Below are 19,691 nucleotides of genomic sequence, written 5' to 3'. Positions count from 1 at the left end.
TCAAGATGCCGCGCATGGACGGCATGGAGCTGCTCCAGCGCCTGCGCCAGAAGACCGACCTTCCGGTGATCTTCCTGACCTCCAAGGACGATGAGATCGACGAGCTGTTCGGCCTCAAGATGGGCGCGGACGATTTCATCCGCAAGCCGTTCTCGCAGCGCTTGCTGGTCGAACGTGTGCGCGCCGTCCTGCGCCGGGCCAGTGCCCGCGAAGCAGGCGTCAAGGCGCCGACCCAGCAGGCGCGCTCGCTTGAGCGCGGCCAGCTGGTGATGGACCAGGAACGCCACACCTGCACCTGGAAGGGCGAGCCGGTCGTGCTCACCGTTACCGAATTCCTGATCCTGCACTCGCTGGCGCAGCGTCCTGGCGTCGTCAAAAGCCGCGACGCTTTGATGGATTCGGCTTATGATGAGCAGGTCTATGTCGATGACCGCACCATCGACAGCCACATCAAGCGCCTGCGCAAGAAGTTCAAGGCCGTCGATGACGACTTCGAGATGATCGAAACGCTCTACGGTGTCGGCTACAGATTCCGCGAAGCGTGATATCGKCGGGGGCTGAGATCACATGGCGATGGAAGCAGAGATCAGCAAACCGGCGGCCGTTGCAAAACGACCGCGCGGACGCCTGCTGTTTCTCGACCGGGCCAGGATCCGGCTCGGCCGCCTTCTCGGCCACTACTTCTTTTCGAGCCTTACCCGCCGCATCCTGTTTCTCAACCTGGCTGGGTTGGCGGTTCTGGTCGCCGGCATCCTCTATCTCAACACGTTCCGCGACGGCCTGATCGGCGCCCGTGTCGAGAGCCTGATGACGCAGGGCGAGATCATCGCCGGTTCCATTGCCGCCTCGGCGACCGTTGAAACGGATTCGATCAGCATCGACCCCGAAAAGTTGCTCGAACTGCAGGCCGGCGAAACGCTCGGCCCCGGCTCCGACCAACTCGACAGCCTCGACTTTCCGATCAATCCCGAACGCGTCGCGCCGCTGCTTCGCCGACTGATCTCACCGACCCGCACCCGCGCGCGCATCTATGATCGCGATGCCAATCTGCTGCTCGATTCGCGCCGTCTTTATTCTCATGGCCAAATCCTTCGCTACGACCTGCCGCCGGTCGAAGAAGAGCAGCCGACCGTCTTCGAGCGGGTGCAGAAATTCGTCTTCGGCTTTTTCCGCGACAACGCGCTGCCGGTCTACAAGGAGCAGCCCGGCGGCAACGGCGCGGCCTTCCCCGAAGTCGTGCAGGCGTTGACCGGTGGACCGGCGACGATCGTCAGGGTCAGCGAACAGGGCGAGCAGATCGTCTCCGTCGCCGTTCCGATCCAGCGTTTCCGCGCCGTGCTTGGCGTGCTGATGCTGTCGACCGAAGGTGGCGACATCGACAAGATCGTTGCCGCCGAGCAGAAGGCCATCCTGCGCGTCTTTGGCGTTGCGGCCCTGGTCACTGCCATTCTTTCGATGCTGCTGGCATCGACAATCGCGACGCCCCTTCGCCGTCTTTCCGCCGCAGCCAATCGGGTTCGCCGTGGCGGTAAGAGCCGCGAGGAGATCCCTGATTTCTCCGACCGCCAGGACGAGATCGGCAATCTGTCGGTCGCCATACGCGACATGACCAACGCGCTTTATGCTCGCATCGAGGCGATCGAGAGTTTCGCCGCCGACGTTTCGCATGAGCTCAAGAACCCGCTGACCTCGCTGCGCAGCGCGGTCGAGACGCTGCCGCTGGCCAAGAATGAAAGCTCACGCGAGCGTCTGATGGAGATCATCCAGCACGACGTCCGTCGCCTCGACCGCCTGATCACCGACATCTCCGACGCATCCCGCCTCGACGCCGAACTGGCGCGTGAGGATGCCGGCAAGGTCGACCTCAAGAAGTTCATCAGTGACCTGGTTTCGGTGTCGCGCGAGACCAGCCGCCACAAGAAGCCGGTCGAGATCGCGTTCAATGTCGCCAAGTTGCCGCCTGGGGTGAAGAACTACAATATCGCCGGCCACGATCTGCGTATCGGTCAGGTCATCACCAACTTGATCGAAAATGCCCGCTCCTTCGTGCCCGATGACCATGGCCATATCGCCATTTCGCTGGCGCGGGTCGGCAAGTTCAACGTCGTCACGGTCGAGGACAATGGCCCCGGCATCCGCGCGGAAAACATAGATCGCATCTTCGAGCGCTTCTATACCGACCGGCCCGCCGGCGAAGCTTTTGGCCAGAATTCGGGCCTGGGCTTGTCGATCAGCCGCCAGATCGTGGAAGCCCATGGCGGCACGCTGACGGCCGAAAACATCACCGGCACCAAGCCGGGCGAGATCAAGGGCGCCCGCTTCGTCGTCGCCTTCCCCGCGGAAAGCTGATCCGTGCCCACCAACATGCATGCCACGGCGGTTGTGCTCGGCGATCGCGGCGTGCTGGTGGCCGGACCGTCAGGCTCCGGCAAGAGCGCGCTGGCTTTGGCGCTGGTCGAAAAGACCCGCGCCTCCGGCCGTTTCGCCCGGCTGGTATCCGACGATCAGGTCTTTCTTTCAGCACACCAAGGCAGGCTTGTGTGCCACGCGCCGTCAACGATTGCCGGCCTTGTGGAAGTTCGCGGGCTCGGCCCCGTCCCTGTCGAACATGAGGTTGCGGCAGCCGTCGACCTGCTTGTCAGGCTTGTGCCGGCAAATGAAATGCAACGGTTGCCCGAGACAGACAGTGAGCTTCTCTTGGGTTGCAGCGTTTCCAGGCTGATGCTCGCGGAGCGGGAAATCGGTGCGGCTGTGCCTGCCATACTGGCCCTGCTCGGCAATGGACTCTTCGCCTGAGCCTGCCCATTATTTTTGCTGCATTGCGTCAAAATGCCATGTCGTGCTGAAAATTGGGGCTTGTAAACGCCCTCGCCGTCGACAAGATAGCGCTCCCGCCCCCCGCGAAGGCGGCAAAAATACTGCGCGGTTGTGAAAGTGCCATGACGGGAGCCATGACAGAATGATCGGACTCGTGCTTGTAACGCACGGTCAACTGGCTGAGGAGTTCCGCCACGCGGTGGAACACGTCGTCGGACCGCAGGAGAATTTCGAGACCGTTTCGATCGGGGCCGATGATGACATGGCGCAGCGTCGCAGCGACATCATCAATGCCGTTGCGCGTGCCGACACCGGTACTGGCGTGGTCGTTCTGACCGACATGTTCGGCGGCACACCCTCCAACCTCGCCATTTCGGTGATGGAAGCGGGGCGCGTCGAGGTCATCGCCGGCATGAACCTGCCGATGCTGATCAAGCTGACCAGCGTACGCAAGGCCGACAACATGTCGGGCGCCCTCGATGAGGCGCAGGCAGCAGGGCGGAAATACATCAATGTGGCAAGCCAGGTGTTGAGCGGCAAATGAGCGGCATGCCCTTCTCGGCCGAAGACGGCCACGTCGTCCGCGACCTCGCCATCGTCAACCAGCGCGGCCTGCATGCTCGCGCTTCGGCCAAATTTGTGCAGATCGCCGGCGAATTCCAGGCGTCGGTCAGTGTCGAAAAGGACGGAATTTCCGTCGGCGGCACCTCCATCATGGGCCTGATGATGCTGGCCGCCAGCCCCGGCTGCACCATTCGCGTCACCGCGAGCGGTCCAGAAGCCAATGAGGCGATGGAAGCRCTGGCGACACTGGTTGCCGCCCGCTTCGGCGAGGAATGCTGATCGCCTGCGCATGACCCCGAAAAGTGGTCTCACTTTTCGGAAAGGCTCATGCGCAAATGGAAGAACGRTGCGCTGAGCGACATGCACGAATAAAGATTTCTTTATGTCCCATTTACGATGGCTGCCTGATCTGGTAGTCAGGCCGCTCTTTCGCGCGCCCTCTCAAGGCCTCCCGCGCCGGCGCGCAGTCAACAGGAATCGGAGCAAGCCATGACGGGTAGCAAGGATTATCTGGTCGCCGACATTTCGCTCGCCGGCTGGGGTCGCAAGGAAATCGAGATCGCTGAAACTGAAATGCCGGGCCTGATGGCCACCCGCGAGGAGTTCGGCGAGAACAAGCCGCTCAAGGGCGCGCGCATCKCCGGCTSSCTGCACATGACCATTCAGACSGCSGTGCTGATCGAGACGCTGAAGKMMCTCGGCGCCGACRTCCGCTGGKCKTCSTGCAACATCTTCTCGACGCAGGATCACGCAGCCGCCGCGATCGCCGAAGCCGGCATCCCGGTCTTCGCCGTCAAGGGCGAGACGCTTGAGGAATACTGGCAGTACACCGACCAGATCTTCCAGTGGACCGACGGCGGCGCCACCAACATGATCCTCGACGATGGCGGCGACGCCACCATGTACATCCTGATCGGCGCCCGCGCCGAAGCAGGCGAGGACGTGCTGTCCAACCCGGGCAGCGAAGAAGAAGAGATCCTGTTTGCTCAGATCAAGAAGCGCATGGCGGCAACGCCGGGCTTCTTTGCCAAGCACAAGGCCGCCATCCGTGGCGTCACCGAAGAGACCACGACCGGCGTCAACCGTCTCTACCAGTTGCAGAAGAAGGGCCTGCTGCCTTTCCCGGCAATCAACGTCAACGACTCCGTCACCAAGTCGAAGTTCGACAACAAGTATGGCTGCAAGGAATCGCTGGTCGACGGCATCCGCCGCGGCACCGACGTGATGATGGCCGGCAAGGTCGCCGTCGTCTGCGGTTATGGCGACGTCGGCAAGGGTTCGGCAGCCTCGCTCCAGGGCGCTGGCGCTCGCGTCAAGGTCACCGAGGTCGATCCGATCTGCGCGCTTCAGGCAGCGATGGACGGCTTTGAAGTCGTCACCCTTGAGGATGCTGCTCCGACCGCCGACATTGTCATCACCACGACCGGCAACAAGGACGTCATCACGCTCGACCATATGCGCCTGATGAAGGACATGGTCATCGTCGGCAACATCGGCCACTTCGACAACGAGATCCAGGTCGCGGCACTGCGCAACCTGAAGTGGACCAACGTCAAGCCGCAGGTCGACATGATCACCTTCCCAGGTGGCAAGCGCATGATCCTGCTTTCGGAAGGCCGTTTGCTCAACCTCGGCAACGCGACCGGCCATCCGAGCTTCGTCATGTCGGCGTCCTTCACCAACCAGACGCTSGCSCAGATCGASCTCTGGACCAASCCSGGCMAGTACAAGAACGAMGTSTWYGTSCTGCCSAAGCACCTCGACGAGAAGGTCGCGCGCCTGCATCTCGACAAGCTCGGCGCCAAGCTGACCACGCTGAGCGACGAGCAGGCATCTTATATCGGCGTCACGCCCAAGGGCCCGTTCAAGCCGGAACACTACCGCTATTAACCATAGCGTATAAACCTACAACATGTTGAAGCCGGGCGATTGACTTTCGCCCGGCTTCTCTTTTTGCGCAAACGCCTTCTTCACGACGATTCGCCTAGCGGCTATTGTGGCGTGATTCGCCACGCGCCCGTTCTCGGCGGGAATTTTGGGGCGCTTCAGGGCGGTCTTGCATTCAGGCGGCGGAGAGGAACAAGACATGCCGGGGGAATACCCGCTTCTAGCGGGACAGGCCGTTTCCGGCGGCCACCAGGATTCGCGTATGGCCCCTTCGAGCGCCAGATGGCAGACCGTGCGCCGGCTCGGCAGCCGCGTTGCTGTCGCTCTGCTCGGCGCCACCGCCCTTTGCACGCCTTTCGGATTTGCCCATGCCCAGCAGGCCGCAGTCGCCGGTCTGCCTGTCGGCACTGCCGATGTCATCCAGATCGCAACGTTTGTCGGCGTCATGGGCGCCGCCCTGATCTCGGCTGTCGCCCTGATCCGCGAAAAAGCGCGTATGGGCGCAGAAAATGCCGAGCTGCGCGGGCGTGTCGCCGACCTCAACGCTTCGCTCCAGCGCTCCGAAGCCCTGCTCAATCTACGCGACCAGCGCGTCATTGTCTGGGCCAGCGAAAACAAGAAGCCCGAGCTCGTCGGTTCGTTACCGATCGAAACCGGAGCGCCGGATGAGCGCGCAGCCTTCCTCGGCTTTGGCCGCTGGCTGATGCCGCGTTCGGCCGCAGCGCTCGAAAACGCTATTGCTGCCTTGCGCGACAAGGGCACCGCTTTCGAGCTGATCGCCGAGACCCATGCCGGGGCGGCCCTTGAAGTCCAGGGCCGCAAGAGCGGCGCCCATGTCATTGTCCGCTTCATCTCGATCTCCGAGGCGCAGCGCGGACAGGCACGGCTGAAGCTTGAGAACCAGCGCCTCGGCGCCGAATTCGAAACGCTGGTCGCCCTGATTGACGCCATCGACATGCCGTTTTGGATGCGCGATGCCGATGGGCGCCTGAAATGGGTCAACAAGGCTTTCGCCAAGGCCGTCGAGGCGGTGGATTCCGCCGCCGCCATCCGCGATGGCAAGGAGTTCCTGGGCACCCAGTCGCGCGAGGCCATTGCTCAGCAGCACCTGTCGCGGCCCGTGTTCCAGCAGACGCTGTCGACCGTCATCGACGGCGACCGCAAGATGTTTGCCGTGACCGATGTGGTCGGCAAGGAAGGCTCGGCCGGCATCGCCGCCGACATGAGCGCTGCCGAAGCCATCCGCGAGGAATACATCCAGGTCGTGCGCAGCCACTCTGACACGCTCGATCAGGTCGCGACTGCGGTTGCCACCTTCGACGCCAACCAGAAGCTACGTTTCTACAACAACGCCTTCCAGAAGCTCTGGGACCTCGACGCCGGCTACATCTCAAGTGCGCCCGACAATGCGCTGCTGCTCGATCGCCTGCGCAGCGAACGCAAGCTGCCAGAGCAGCCGGAATGGCGGCGCTGGAAGGAAAACCTGCTTTCCGCCTATCGCGCCGTCGAGCCGCAGGAGCATCTGTGGCACCTGCCCGACGGCCGCACCATCCGCGTCGTCGCCAACCCCCAGCCCAAGGGCGGCGTCACCTGGGTGTTCGAGAACCTGACCGAGAAGATCGATCTCGAAAGCCGCTACACCACCGCCGTGCGTGTGCAGGGCGAAACCCTCGACAATCTCGCCGAAGGCGTCGTCGTGTTCGGCCCCGACGGCCGCATCCGCCTGTTCAATCCGGCGTTCGGCCAGCTGTGGGGTGTCTCAGCGGAGGCGCTGCGGCAGAGCACGCACATCTCGGCGATCCGCGCCGAATGCGACACGCGAGCCGAGCAGAGCCCATGGGGCGATTTCGTTGCCGCGGTCACCGGTTTCGACGAGCGTAGCGACCGCCACGGCCAGACCGAGCTCAGGAACGGTTCGGTGCTTCAGCACGCGGTCATCCACCTGCCCAACGGCCAGGTGATGCTGACCTTTGTCGACGTCACCGACAGCGTCAATGTCGAGCGCGCACTGAAGGACAAGAACGAGGCGCTGCAACGCGCCGACCAGATCAAGAACGAGTTCGTTCAGCACGTTTCCTACGAGCTGCGTTCGCCGCTGACCAATATCATCGGCTTCACCGAGCTTCTGTCGCTGCCCGGCACCGGGCCGCTGTCGCAGCGCCAGCGCGAATATGTCGAGCATATCGGCTCGTCGTCGGGCGTGCTTTTGACCATCGTCAACGACATCCTCGACCTCGCCACCGTCGATGCCGGCATCATGCAGCTCGASATCKCCGAGGTGCATGTCGAYCGCWCCATCGAGGCSGCMGCSGAMCTCGTCGCCGACCGGCTGGAAGAGCATTCGATCAAGCTTGCCATCGAGACCAGAAGCGCGCCCAAGAGCTTCAATGGCGACGAGACGCGTGTCCGCCAGATCCTGTACAATCTGCTCAGCAACGCCGTGAACTATGCGCCTGCCGCAAGCACCATCACGCTGACTTGCCGCCAGCTTGCCGAAGGTGTCGAATTCTCCGTCCACGACGACGGTCCGGGCATGCCGCCGGAGGTGCTTGACACGATGTTCCAGCGCTTTGAATCCCGCGTCAACGGTGGCCGCAAGCGCGGCGCGGGCCTTGGCCTGTCGATCGTCAAGAGCTTCGTTGAACTGCATGGCGGCTCGGTCCGCATCGACAGCGGCAAGGATCTCGGCACCACTGTCATCTGCCTGTTCCCAGACGTGCCCGCTGGCGTCCGGGTTGCGGCGGAGTAGACCCTTTGATGACGGCCAGATCGCTGGAGCTTTTCCTCCCCGACGATGTCGCGACCACGCGGCTTGGCGAGGATCTGGCACTGGCGCTCAAGGCTGGTGACGTGCTTCTGCTCGACGGCGATCTGGGTGCGGGCAAGACGACCTTGGCGCGTGGCCTGATCCGCGCGCTGGCCAGCGATCCGATGCACGAAGTGCCGAGCCCGACCTTCACCCTGGTGCAAAGCTACGACACGCCGCTGCCGGTGCATCATTTCGATCTCTATCGCCTGTCTTCGGCTGACGAGCTGGAAGAGCTTGGCTTCGATGAAGCGATAAGTTCGGGCGTGGCGCTGGTCGAATGGCCCGAGCGCGCGGCGGACGCCATGCCTGCGACAAGCCTGCGCATCGCGCTCGACCATGAGGGCGATGGCCGTCGGGTGACGATATCAGGTAGCGGTTCCGCCTTCGACCGTGTTGCCCGTTCGCTTGCCATGCGCGCGTTTCTCGTGGCCTCCGGCTGGGGCGAAGCCCGCCGCGCCCGCTTCATGGGCGACGCTTCGGCCCGCGCTTATGAGACGGTGACGCGCGACGACAGCGAACCGCTGGTTCTAATGAACGCGCCGCGGCTGGTGCTTGGCCCGCCGGTGCGCGATGGCAAGCCTTACGCCGAGATCGCCCATACCGCGCAATCGGTGGCGGCCTTCGTCGCCATCGACCGCGCGCTCGCTGCTGGCGGTGTTTCGGTGCCCGGCATCGTCGCCCAGGATCTGGACCAGGGCTTTTTGCTGCTCGAACACCTCGGCACTGGCGCTTTCCTTGGCCCAGACGGCGAGCCCGTTGCCGAACGCTACGCCGCCGCTGCCGAATTGCTGGCAATGATTCACGGGAAACATTGGCCTGATCGCATGGAGGCTGCCGCTGGCGTCTTCCATGATGTGCCGCCTTTCGATCGTGACGCATTGATGATCGAGGTCGACCTGCTGGTCGACTGGTATGTGCCAGCAGTCACAGGCGCGCCGGCCTCCGAAGCGCTGCGCGACGGCTACCATGCCGCCTGGAACGCTGTCTTCGACCGACTGTCGGACAAGCAATACGGCCTCGTCCTGCGCGACTATCATTCGCCCAACATCATCTGGCGCGATGATCGCGCGGGCCGTGACCGGCTCGGCATCATCGATTTCCAGGACGCGCTGATCGGACCCGTCGCCTATGACGTCGCTTCGCTAGCCATGGACGCGCGCATGACGGTTTCACCGGAAATCGAACACAGCACCGTCGACGCCTATGTTGCCGCGCGTCATGCCGCCGGTACGTTTGATGAGGGCGCGTTTCGCGAGGCCTACGCCATCATGGCAGCACAGCGGAATTCCAAAATCCTCGGTATCTTCGTCCGCCTCGACCGGCGCGACGGCAAGCCGCAATATCTGAAGCACCTGCCGCGCATCCGCGATTATCTCAGCCGCGCGCTCGCCCATCCGGCACTCGCCGAACTCAGTGATTTCTATCGCGAAAATCGCCTGCTCGAGGAGTTCGATACGTGAGCAGTGCGAAGATCCCGTCCGTCGCCATGGTGCTTGCTGCCGGCCTCGGCAAGCGCATGCGGCCGATCACCGACACGATCCCGAAGCCGTTGGTGCGCGTCGCCGGCAAGACGCTGCTCGACTGGGGGCTCGACAGCCTCGCCGAGATTGGCGTCGCAAAGGCCGTGGTCAATGTCCACTACCTGCCCGACCAGATCGTCGCCCATGTTGCGGACCGCGAGAAGCCACACGTTGTGATTTCGGACGAAAGCGACGGCCTGCTCGATTCCGCCGGCGGCATCGTCAAGGCGCTGCCAGAGCTTGGCACCAAGCCTTTCTACATCGTCAATGCCRACACCTTCTGGATCGATCATGGCACTCCGAACCTGACCCGCCTCGCCCTTGCCTGGGACGCCTCGCGCATGGATATTCTGATCATGCTCGCGGATCTCGGACAGGCAACGGGCCATTCGGGCGGCACCGACTTTCTCGTCGCGCCGGACGGGGCCTTGAGCCGCGCCAAGGGTGCGCCCGAGGGCCTGATCTATGCCGGGGCCGCGATCATCCATCCGCGCCTTTTCGCCCATGCTTCTGAAGCGCCGCATTCGCTCAACCGCTATTTCGACGAGGCCATATCAACTGGCCGCTTGTTCGGCATGCAGATGCACGGCAGCTGGATCACCGTCGGCACGCCCGACGCCATCCCGCAGGCGGAGGCCGCGGTGAAAAGGGCATTGGCGGAAGCACAATGAGCGGCCGTGCGTCGCCACGCGTTTATTCGATCCCGCCAGGCATTCCTTTCCTGCCGACGTTGGCGCAGGCGCTGCTCGATGGCCGGCTGATCCCCGATTTCCGCTACGCCGGCGATCCGCTGTCGCTCGCCGATGTCACCATCTATGTGCCGACGCGGCGTGCGGCACGCGCCTTGCGCGGTGTCTTCGTCGACGCCGCCGGCGGTGGCTCGGCCATCCTGCCGGTCATCAAGCCGCTGGGCGAGTTCGACGAGGACGAGGCGGCGTTCGAGGCCGAGGGCCGCGGCGCGCTCGACCTTGCCCCGCCTGTCTCGTCCACCGACCGCCTGTTGTTGCTTGCGCCTCTGGTGCGCGCCTGGAAACGTCGACTGCCAGCCCATGTCGCTGCAATGTTTGAAGAAGAGATTGTCGTTCCGGCTTCCGCCGCCGACGCCATCTGGCTGGCGCGTGATCTTGCCGGGTTGATGGACGAGATCGAAACCGAAGGTTCCGACTGGTCGCGGCTGGCCGGACTTGTGTCAGGCGAATTGGCGGGCTGGTGGCAGGTGACGCTCGACTTCCTGTCCATCGTCACCGGCGCCTGGCCGGAGATGCTCAAGGAGCGCGACCAATCCAATCCGGCCGCCCACCGCAGCGCTCTGATCCGCCTCGAAGCCGAGCGGCTGGAGCGCAACCCACCCGCAGGTCCCGTCATTGCCGCCGGCTCGACCGGCTCCATTCCCGCCACTGCCGAACTGCTCGCGACGATCGCGCGCCTGCCGCGCGGTGCCGTGGTGTTGCCAGGGCTCGATGCGACGCTCGACGAACGCGCCTATGAGACGATCACGGCTATCGGCGCGAAAGCCTCGGTGCTCGGCCATCCGCAATATGGCCTCGCCAAGCTGATCGGCAAGATCGGCCTTCTGCGCGGTGATATCGAGGAACTCGGCGCGCCGTCGCAGGCCATGGTGCTGCGGGCGTCCCTTGTCGGCGAAGCGCTTAGGCCGGCCGAAACCACAGACGCCTGGGCCGACAAGCGCGCTGACGTCAACGATGGCGAGATCGCCGATGCCCTTGCCGGCGTAACCTTGCTCGAAGCAGCGCATGAGCGCGACGAGGCGGCGGCCATCGCCATCGCCTTGCGCCAGGCCGTCGCCGAGCCGGGCCATCGCGCAGCTCTGGTCACCGGCGACCGCAATCTGGCGCGCCGCGTTGCTTCCGAACTGCGGCGCTTCGGCATCCAGGCCGACGATTCCGGCGGTATGCCGCTTGCCAACACCCCACCGGCGGCCCTGTTGCGCACCATGCTTGATGCTGCTTTCCGCCCCGGCGACCCGGTCGCGGTGCTGTCGCTGCTCAAGCACCCACTGCTGCGGCTTGGTGCCGACCGAGCCACAGTGAGGCGTGCCGCCGAGACGCTGGAACTCGTGGTGCTGCGTGGCGGCGTCGGCCGCCCCGATATTGCCGGCCTCGCCGAAACTTTCGACAGCAGGATGACCGATGTCGCCGGCGGGTCGCGCAAACCGTTCTGGTTCGATCGCATCACGGTTCGCCGCATCGAAGAGGCCCGCGACATCGCCACAAGGCTCGTCACTGGCCTCGCGCCGCTGTTTGCCTTCCGAGGCGATGCGTCGGTCGAACTTGCGGCGATCGTCAAGGCAACGGTCGAAGCGCTCGAAAATCTCGGCCGCGATGAGCTTGGCGGCCTTGGTACGCTCTATGACGGCGACGCCGGCGCCAAGCTCGCCGAAGCCCTTCGCTCGCTGGTCGCAGCCCAGGCGTCGTTCACCTTCGCCGCCGATGAATGGCCCGATGTCATGGACGCACTGGTGGCGCCCGAGGCGGTCAAGCCGGCGCAAGGTGCCGACCGCGCCATCGCGATCTGGGGCGCGCTCGAAGCCCGCTTGCAGAGCGTCGACACGCTGGTCATCGGCGGGCTCAACGAAGGCAGCTGGCCGCGCAAGGCCGAGGCCGATCGCTTCATGTCGCGCGTTATGAAGACCGGCATCGATCTTGAGCCGCCGGAGCGCCGCATCGGCCTCGCCGCCCATGATTTCCAGATGGCGATGGGCGCCAAGAGTGTCGTGCTGTCGCGCTCGGCCCGTTCGGGCGATGCGCCTGCGGTGCCTTCGCGCTGGCTGCAGCGGCTGTTGACCTACGCCGGCCCCGACCATGCCGCCGTCTTGCGCAAGCGCGGCGAAAAGCTGCTTGTCTGGGCGCGCGCGCTCGACGCCGGGCAGAAGTCCGATTTCGCAGCCCGGCCCGAACCCAAGCCCCCTGTGGCAGTCAGGCCACGCCGTTTCAGCATCACCGAGGTCGAGACGCTGCGCCGCGACCCTTACGCCGTTTATGCCAGGCGCATCCTTGGCCTGTCGGCGATCGACCTGCTGGTGCGCGACCCGGGTGCCGCCGAGCGCGGCACGCTGTTCCACGACATACTGCATCTGTTTTCCTCGACCATCGTTGATCCGCGCGCGCCCCATGCGTTCGAGGCCCTGATCGCAGCCGGCCGCCACTGCTTCGCCGAAGCCGCCCTTCCCGCCGATGTCGAGGCTGTGTGGTGGCCGCGCTTCGAGCGTCTGGCGGTCAATATCCTGGTGTGGGAGCGCAGCCGCGCCGAGGCCGTTGCCAGCCGTCACGCCGAAGAAGGTGCCTCGGCTGTCGAGGTCGGCCTCACTGGCGTCACCCTTTCGGGCCGCGCTGATCGCATCGACGTTCTCGCCGGCGGCATGGCCGACATCCTCGACTACAAGACCGGCTCGTCGCCATCCAAGGCGCAGGCGCACACGCTGATCTCGCCGCAGCTGGCGCTCGAAGGCGCGCTCTTGCGGCGTGGTGCCTTCCGCGAGCTTGGCATTCGCGAACCCTCGCAGCTTGCCTTCGTCAGGCTGAAACCCAATGGCGAGGTGTTCGAGGAATCGATCCTCGAACACAACAGGAAGCCGAAATCAGCCCTCGAGCTGTCCGAAGAGGCGTGGACCAGGCTGGAGCAGCTCTTGCTGCACTACAACGACCCGACCACCGGCTATCTCTCGCGTGCCCTGCCCTTCCGCGAAGGCGAAACCGACGGCGACTACGACCATCTCGCCCGCGTGCTCGAATGGTCGGCCGGCGGTGACGGCGGTGCGGAGGGCGAGGAATGAAAAAGAAATTCTTCGTCCCCACCGAGACCGCCGAACGCCAGGCACGTGCCTCGGATCCCGCCAACTCGGTCTGGGTGTCGGCCAATGCCGGTTCGGGCAAGACGCATGTGCTGTCGCAGCGCGTGATGCGGCTTTTGCTACGCGGCACCGATCCATCGAAAATACTCTGTCTGACGTACACGCGCGCGGCCGCCGCCAACATGTCGAACCGCGTCTTCGCCAATCTGTCCGAATGGACAATGCTGCCCGATGCCGATCTGGCCGAGCGCATCGCGGCCCTTGACGGTGCGCGCCCCGACGCAGCCAAATTGCGGCGGGCACGGCGGCTGTTCGCCGAGGCGCTGGAGACGCCGGGCGGTCTCAAGATCCAGACCATCCACGCCTTCTGCGAGTCGGTACTGCATCAGTTCCCGCTCGAAGCCAACATCGCCGCCCATTTCGAGATGCTCGACGCGCAGATGGAGGCGACGCTCTTCGCCACCGCCCGGCGCGATATGGTCACTGGCGCTGGCGAGCACAATCCGGAACTCGCCGAGGCCTTCGCCAAGGTGCTGGAGCGCGGCGGCGAAGCAGGGCTCGATGCGCTGCTTGCCGAGATCGTGCGCAAGCGCGACGGTCTGCGCGCCTTCATTGGCCAGATCCAGGACTTTTCCTGGCCGTTCGGCGCGCTCTATGAAGAGTTCGGCTTTTCGCCCGACGATAGTGCTGAAGCCATTGCCGACTCGATCTGGCCGCTATCAGGTTTCGAGCCGGCCTTCTTCAATGCCTTCGCCGCTGCCGCCGAGGCGACCGACGCGCGCAGCGTGCTCAACAACATCCTGCCTTACGCGCGGCTCGCTTACGCCGAGACCGATCCGCTCCGCCGTCTCGCGCTGCTGGGCGATGCTTTCCTCAAGGCCGACGGCGACCCCTACAATCCATCCAGTGCCTTCAAAAAGGCGCTGCTCGACCGGCTGTCTGATTTGCCCGAGCGCTATGCGGTGACAGCGACGGCAATCATCGACGCCACCGACCGGCTCGCTCATTTCCGCATGCTGGAAGCAACACAGGCAGCGCTGACCATCGCCGACTGGCTGATCGCCCGTTACGAGCGGCTGAAGACCGGGCGCGGCTTCCTCGATTTCAACGATCTGATCACCCGCACCGTCAACCTTTTGGCGCGGCCCGACGCAGGCCCCTGGGTGCAATACAAGCTCGACAAGGGCATCGACCACATCCTGCTAGACGAGGCGCAGGACACCAGCCCCGACCAGTGGGAGGTGGTGAAGCGGCTGGCCGAGGAATTCTTCTCCGGCTTCAGCGCCCGCGACAACGTCCACCGCACGGTCTTTGCCGTTGGCGATGAAAAACAGTCGATCTATTCGTTCCAGGGCGCCGCACCTGAGTCCTTCGACAATTCCAAGCATGAGTTCGCCGCCCGCATCCGCGACGCCAATGCTCGTTTCGAGGACGTCACGCTGACATGGTCGTTCCGCTCGACCGACGACGTGCTCTCGGCTGTCGACCGCGTCTTTGAGGATACGAGCGTGCGTCGCGGTGTCACTCGCGCGCCCGAACCGCCGAGCCACAAGGCGATCCGCGCCGGTGCTGCAGGTTATGCCGAGGTCTGGCCCTCGGTCGGTGCCGATGCCGTCGACGAGCCCGACGACTGGCGCAAGCCCATCGACCACGCCCATGCGCCCGCCGTTGTCGTTGCCGAACAGGTCGCGGCGACGATCCGCAAATGGCTCGACGAGCGCGAAATCATCGAAGGCACGGGAAAACGCCTTCGTGCCGGCGACGTCATGGTGCTGGTGCGCAAGCGCGACCGTTTCGTGCATGCGCTGTCCCGCGCCCTCAAGCGCCGCGACATCCCCGTTGCCGGTGCCGACCGGCTCAGCCTGCCCGGCCACATCGCCGTCAAGGATCTGATCGCGCTCGGGCGCTTCCTGATCCAGCCGGAGGACGACCTGTCGCTGGCCGCTGTGCTGCGCAGCCCGATCTTCGGCCTGTCGGAGGATGCGCTGTTTGCGCTTGCCGCGGGACGTGGAAGCGGGCGCTCGCTGATCGCCTCGTTGCGCGACCATGCCGAAACCAACGCAGGGTTCAAGGCAGTTGCGGACCAGCTTGAAGCCTGGGCGACCGAAGCGGCGTTCCGGCCGATCTTCGAGTTCTATTCGGGTGTATTGTCGGGCGGTCGCGACCGCGATGGCGTGCGCAAGAAGATGATTTCGCGCCTCGGCCAGGAGGCCGGCGACATTCTCGACGAGTTCCTGAGTTTCTGCCTGGCGGAAGAGCGCACTGGCCTGCCGGGTCTCGAATCTTTCCTGTCGACGCTGGAAAACGCCGGCCCCGAGATCAAGCGCGAAATGGATCAGACGCGGGATGAAGTCCGCATCATGACCGTGCACGCCGCCAAGGGCCTCGAGGCGTCGGTGGTGTTTCTCGTCGACAGCGGCTCGGCCCCGTTCAGCGACCAGCATCTGCCGCGCCTGATGCCGTTTGTCCCGCGTGGAAAACACTGGCAGGGCAAGGGCTATCTCTGGCGCGCCGGCAGCGACGTCGCCAACGCCTTTTCGAAAGGCGCCAGCGCACTGGCCAAGGACCTCGCCGACGACGAGTACAGGCGGCTGCTCTATGTCGGCATGACGCGCGCCGAAGACCGGCTGATCGTCTGCGGTTATCACGGCAAGCGCCAGCCGGGCCTCAACACCTGGCATTCGATCGTCAGCCGCGCATTGTCGGCAGCACCTGAGAGCGAAGAGCGCGGCCATCCCGTCATCACCGACCGCCTAGTCCACCGCTTCCGCGTCACCCCGCTGCCCAAGACGCCTCTTTCGGCGGCGGAGCCGGAAGCTGGCGGAAGGTCGCCCATCGAACCTTTGCCTGAAAGCCTCTACGCCGCGCCACCGCCCTTCGAGGATCTGCCACGGCCGCTGTCGCCGTCGGGTGCATCAGCTCTGATCGACGAGACGCGCGAACCGCTGATCTCCGGCCGCTCGCCGGTGCTCGACGCCGATGGCGAGCCGGGTTTTGCCATTGCGCGCGGCTCGGCCCTGCACCGGCTATTGCAGATGCTGCCGCGCCTTGCCCCGGAGGATCGCGTTGCTGCCGCCGAGCGCTACCTCGCCCGCGTCGGACAGGACTGGCAACCGCACGAACGGTCCGCCGCTGCCGCCTCTGTCATGTCGGTGCTCGACGACCCACGATTCCAGCCGCTGTTTGCTCCGACTTCGCGCGCCGAGGTATCGATCATGGGCAGCCTCCATGTGCGCGGCAAGCCGCGTTCGGTGTCGGGCAAGATCGACAGGCTGGCGATCACCGATAACGAGGTTTTGATCGTCGACTACAAGACCAATAACGCACCGCCCGTCTCGTTCAACGAGGTGCCCGAGGCCTATGTGGTGCAGCTTGCGCTCTACCGCGCGCTGCTTCAGCCTCTCTATCCCGGCAAGCCGGTCGCAGCGGCACTTCTGTTCACGGAGGCACCGCGGTTGATCCCTGTCCCCGCTGAGGCGATGGACGCCGCGCTTGTTCGACTCACCGAGGCGTGACACAAGAACTGCTTGAACGAGGGGCGCCTTACCACCACATATGGCGCGACAGCCAACTCCAAGAGGACCGTTACATGGCCACCGTCAAGATCGACAACAGCAATTTCAAGTCCGGCGTGCTCGAGGCCAAGGAGCCCGTCGTCGTCGATTTCTGGGCTGAATGGTGCGGCCCCTGCAAGATGATCGGCCCGTCGCTCGAAGAGATTTCCAACGAGCTCGCCGGCAAGGTCAAGATCACCAAGGTCAACATCGACGAGAACCCCGAGATCGCCGCCCAGTTCGGCGTGCGCTCGATTCCGACGCTGATGATCTTCAAGGACGGCGAAGTCGCCGACATCAAGGTCGGCGCCTTGCCAAAGACCGCGCTGTCGAGCTGGATCAACGGCAACATCGCCTGAAGATCGCTTACGCAGCTCACGAACGTGAAAAAGCCCGGCTTTGTGACCGGGCTTTTTTGTATCCAGCTTTTGGCTGGTCTTCAGGTGGGGGGCGTGCCGTTTTCGGCAAGCACTGCGCCAACGAGGTAGAGTGAGCCGCCGATCAGGATGCGCGGCGCGGGCTCGTTCTCGTCCCAGGTGTCGCGCAAAAGCATCAGCGCATTGGCAACCGAGCTGACCGGCTCGGCCGACAGCCCGGCTTCGCTCGCGCGCACCGCCAGCTCCTCGTTGGGCACACCGCTTTCGCTCATCGTCACCGGCACGGTGTAGACATGCCGCGCCATGCCGTGGAACGGACGGAAATAGCCGGTCTGGTCCTTGGTGTTGATCATACCGGAGATCAAGAACAGTGGCCGCTGGAACTTCTCTTCCTGCTCGGTCAGCGCTTCGGCAATGACGGTGCCTGCACCGGGATTGTGGCCGCCGTCGATCCAGATTTCGGCACCCTTTGGGCCGAGGTCGCTCAGCTTGCCCAATGGCATGCGCTGCATGCGGCCGGGCCAGGCCACCGTCGTCATCGCCTTGTCGGCGGCGCGCTCGCTGATCGGGAAACCGGCCGATCTGACCGCCGCCATGGCGGCTGCAGCATTGGCGAACTGATGCCGGCCGGGAAGCCTTGGCGGCGAAAGGTCCATCAGCCCGTTCTGGTCCTGGTAGACCATGCGGCCAATTTCTTCGAAGGCGACGAAATCCTGGCCGTAGACCTCGAGCGGGCAGTTGAGCCGTTCGGCGGTATCGATGAGAACCTGCTGTGCCGCCTCGGTCTCCTGCGCGCCGATGACAACAGGGCAGCCGCGCTTGATGATGCCGGCCTTTTCGGCGGCGATCAGTTCGACCTTGTCGCCGAGATAGGCCTCGTGGTCCATCGACACCGGCATGATCACAGACACTGCCGGCCGCTTGATGACGTTGGTGGCGTCGAAGCGCCCGCCGAGCCCGACCTCGATGATGCTGGCATCCGCCGGATGTTCGGAAAACAAGACGAAGGTGACAGCGGTAAGGATCTCGAAGACGGTGATCTTTTCGCCGCGATTGGCCTCGCCGACGCGCCTGACGGCATCGGCCAGCACGTCGTCGGCAACCAGCTTGCCGCCGGCGGGGGCTGCCAGGCGATAGCGCTCATGCCAGTTCACCAGATGCGGCGAGGTATGCACATGCACCAGAAGCCCCGAGGCTTCGAGTAGCGCCCGCGAAAACGCCGCGGTCGAGCCCTTGCCGTTGGTGCCGGCGATGTGGATCACCGGCGGCATGTGATCCTGCGGGTTGCCGAGCCGTTCGAGCAACCGCGTGATGCGGTCGAGCGAAAGGTCGAAACCCTTCGGGTGCAGCGCCAAAAGGCGCTCGATTTCGAGATCGGCTTCGAGCGTGGTCATGGCAGTCCCCCCGGCTTCAACGTCGTCCAGGCCGCGAAGCACTAGGCTTGCGGGCGGCGCTCCGGCACCGGCACCACCGGTGGCAGGATCTCGGCATCGGCCACTTTCGCGGCGGCCGGTGCCTTGACCAGGATTTTCACCAGATTGGCGATCGTCGACTTGAGCTCCAGGCGCGACACCACCATGTCGACCATGCCGTGATCCATCAGGTACTCCGAGCGCTGGAAGCCTTCGGGCAGCTTTTCGCGGATCGTCTGCTCGATGACGCGTGGGCCGGCAAAGCCGATCAGCGCGCCCGGTTCGGCAATGTGCACGTCGCCCAGCATCGCATAAGAAGCGGTGACGCCGCCGGTCGTCGGATTGGTCAGCACCACGATATAGGGTAGGCCGGCTTCCTTGAGCCGGTCTACGGCAACTGTCGTGCGCGGCAGCTGCATCAGCGACAAGATGCCCTCCTGCATACGCGCGCCGCCCGAGGCGGCAAACAGGATCAGCGGGCGCTTCTTTTCAAGCGCGACATCAAAGGCGCGGATGATGGCGTCGCCTGCGGCCATGCCGAGCGAACCGCCCATGAAGGCGAAATCCTGCACGGTGACGACCACGGGCAGACCCTCGATCGTGCCGGTACCCGACAGGATCGCGTCTTCCATGCCGGTCTTGGCCTTGGCGTCCTTCAGCCGGTCGACATAACGTTTTTCGTCGCGGAATTTCAGCGGATCGACCATCACCTTTGGATTTTCGATCGGCTCGTAGCGGCCTTCGTCGAAGAAGAAGCGCAGCCGCTCCTTGGCCGAGATCTTCATGTGATGGCCCGACGAGGGGATCACATACTGATTTTCCTCGAGGTCCTTGTGGAACACCATCTCGCCGCTCTCGGGATCCTTGATCCAGAGATTTTCGGGCATTTCGCGACGGCCCAGCATCGAGTTGATCTTGGGGCGAACGTAGTTGGTAATCC

At 64.3% G+C, this 19,691-nt stretch carries 14 protein-coding genes; 12 read left to right on the top strand and 2 right to left on the bottom strand.

The window, feature by feature from the left end; genetic code table 11:
* From AC1DWF_RS20575 to trxA, 12 genes are all read left to right on the top strand, one after another.
* A partial coding sequence (locus AC1DWF_RS20575; RefSeq protein WP_476842000.1) for a winged helix-turn-helix domain-containing protein occupies nt 1-545 on the top strand: 545 nt, incomplete at its 5' end.
* Between the two features lie 28 nt (nt 546-573).
* The gene (locus tag AC1DWF_RS20570; RefSeq protein ID WP_476781696.1) at nt 574-2,349 is read left to right on the top strand and encodes a stimulus-sensing domain-containing protein; all 1,776 of its coding nucleotides are present in this window, start codon (nt 574-576) and stop codon (nt 2,347-2,349) included.
* Nucleotides 2,350-2,352: 3 nt separating this feature from the next.
* Nucleotides 2,353-2,796 (top strand): HPr kinase/phosphorylase, encoded by a 444-nt coding sequence (locus AC1DWF_RS20565; protein ID WP_476781683.1) that lies wholly within the window; start codon nt 2,353-2,355, stop codon nt 2,794-2,796.
* A 163-nt stretch (nt 2,797-2,959) separates the two neighbouring features.
* Nucleotides 2,960-3,361, top strand: a complete 402-nt coding sequence (locus AC1DWF_RS20560; protein WP_432285855.1) for a PTS sugar transporter subunit IIA — start codon at nt 2,960-2,962, stop codon at nt 3,359-3,361.
* Nucleotides 3,358-3,660 carry an HPr family phosphocarrier protein gene (locus tag AC1DWF_RS20555; protein ID WP_476781682.1) on the top strand — a complete coding sequence of 101 codons (303 nt, stop codon included), beginning with the start codon at nt 3,358-3,360 and terminating at the stop codon, nt 3,658-3,660. The genes AC1DWF_RS20560 and AC1DWF_RS20555 overlap by 4 nt, the downstream gene beginning before the upstream one ends.
* A gap of 210 nt (nt 3,661-3,870) precedes the next feature.
* The gene (gene ahcY, locus AC1DWF_RS20550) at nt 3,871-5,271 is read left to right on the top strand and encodes an adenosylhomocysteinase (RefSeq protein ID WP_476841999.1); all 1,401 of its coding nucleotides are present in this window, start codon (nt 3,871-3,873) and stop codon (nt 5,269-5,271) included.
* 196 nt (nt 5,272-5,467) lie between these two features.
* Nucleotides 5,468-8,017, top strand: coding sequence for an ATP-binding protein (locus AC1DWF_RS20545; RefSeq protein ID WP_476841998.1), 2,550 nt, complete (start codon nt 5,468-5,470; stop codon nt 8,015-8,017).
* A gap of 8 nt (nt 8,018-8,025) precedes the next feature.
* Nucleotides 8,026-9,537, top strand: a complete 1,512-nt coding sequence (tsaE, locus tag AC1DWF_RS20540; RefSeq protein WP_476781679.1) for a tRNA (adenosine(37)-N6)-threonylcarbamoyltransferase complex ATPase subunit type 1 TsaE — start codon at nt 8,026-8,028, stop codon at nt 9,535-9,537.
* Nucleotides 9,538-9,563: 26 nt separating this feature from the next.
* Nucleotides 9,564-10,268: a nucleotidyltransferase family protein gene (locus AC1DWF_RS20535; RefSeq protein WP_476842001.1), complete on the top strand. Its 705-nt coding sequence runs from the start codon at nt 9,564-9,566 to the stop codon at nt 10,266-10,268.
* Complete coding sequence (addB, locus tag AC1DWF_RS20530; RefSeq protein WP_476781678.1) at nt 10,265-13,390, top strand: double-strand break repair protein AddB; 3,126 nt, start codon at nt 10,265-10,267, stop codon at nt 13,388-13,390. The genes AC1DWF_RS20535 and addB overlap by 4 nt, the downstream gene beginning before the upstream one ends.
* Complete coding sequence (gene addA, locus AC1DWF_RS20525; RefSeq protein ID WP_476781677.1) at nt 13,387-16,923, top strand: double-strand break repair helicase AddA; 3,537 nt, start codon at nt 13,387-13,389, stop codon at nt 16,921-16,923. The genes addB and addA overlap by 4 nt, the downstream gene beginning before the upstream one ends.
* A 74-nt stretch (nt 16,924-16,997) precedes the next feature.
* Nucleotides 16,998-17,321 carry a thioredoxin gene (trxA, locus tag AC1DWF_RS20520; protein WP_476781676.1) on the top strand — a complete coding sequence of 108 codons (324 nt, stop codon included), beginning with the start codon at nt 16,998-17,000 and terminating at the stop codon, nt 17,319-17,321.
* Between the two features lie 80 nt (nt 17,322-17,401).
* Here trxA and AC1DWF_RS20515 read toward each other — a convergent pair whose 3' ends face one another.
* Both AC1DWF_RS20515 and accD read right to left on the bottom strand, forming a co-directional pair.
* Entirely contained in the window at nt 17,402-18,733 is a 1,332-nt protein-coding gene (locus tag AC1DWF_RS20515; protein WP_476781675.1) for a bifunctional folylpolyglutamate synthase/dihydrofolate synthase, read from the bottom strand.
* 41 nt (nt 18,734-18,774) lie between these two features.
* A complete protein-coding gene (accD, locus tag AC1DWF_RS20510) occupies nt 18,775-19,689 on the bottom strand; it encodes an acetyl-CoA carboxylase, carboxyltransferase subunit beta (protein WP_476841997.1) in 915 nt (304 codons plus the stop codon).
* Nucleotides 19,690-19,691 lie beyond the last annotated feature (2 nt).

The sequence above is a fragment of the Aminobacter sp. P4_D5 genome, from assembly GCF_056401815.1.
Note: the sequence above shows the minus strand (reverse complement) of the source record. Positions and strands in the feature narration are given on the sequence as shown.

Coding starts and splice junctions, on each gene's coding strand:
- addA (WP_476781677.1), top strand. CDS start 13,387: ATGAAAAAGAAATTCTTCGTCCCCACCGAGACCGCCGAACGCCAGGCA.
- tsaE (WP_476781679.1), top strand. CDS start 8,026: ATGACGGCCAGATCGCTGGAGCTTTTCCTCCCCGACGATGTCGCGACC.
- addB (WP_476781678.1), top strand. CDS start 10,265: ATGAGCGGCCGTGCGTCGCCACGCGTTTATTCGATCCCGCCAGGCATT.
- AC1DWF_RS20515 (WP_476781675.1), bottom strand. CDS start 18,733: ATGACCACGCTCGAAGCCGATCTCGAAATCGAGCGCCTTTTGGCGCTG.
- trxA (WP_476781676.1), top strand. CDS start 16,998: ATGGCCACCGTCAAGATCGACAACAGCAATTTCAAGTCCGGCGTGCTC.
- AC1DWF_RS20570 (WP_476781696.1), top strand. CDS start 574: ATGGAAGCAGAGATCAGCAAACCGGCGGCCGTTGCAAAACGACCGCGC.
- AC1DWF_RS20560 (WP_432285855.1), top strand. CDS start 2,960: ATGATCGGACTCGTGCTTGTAACGCACGGTCAACTGGCTGAGGAGTTC.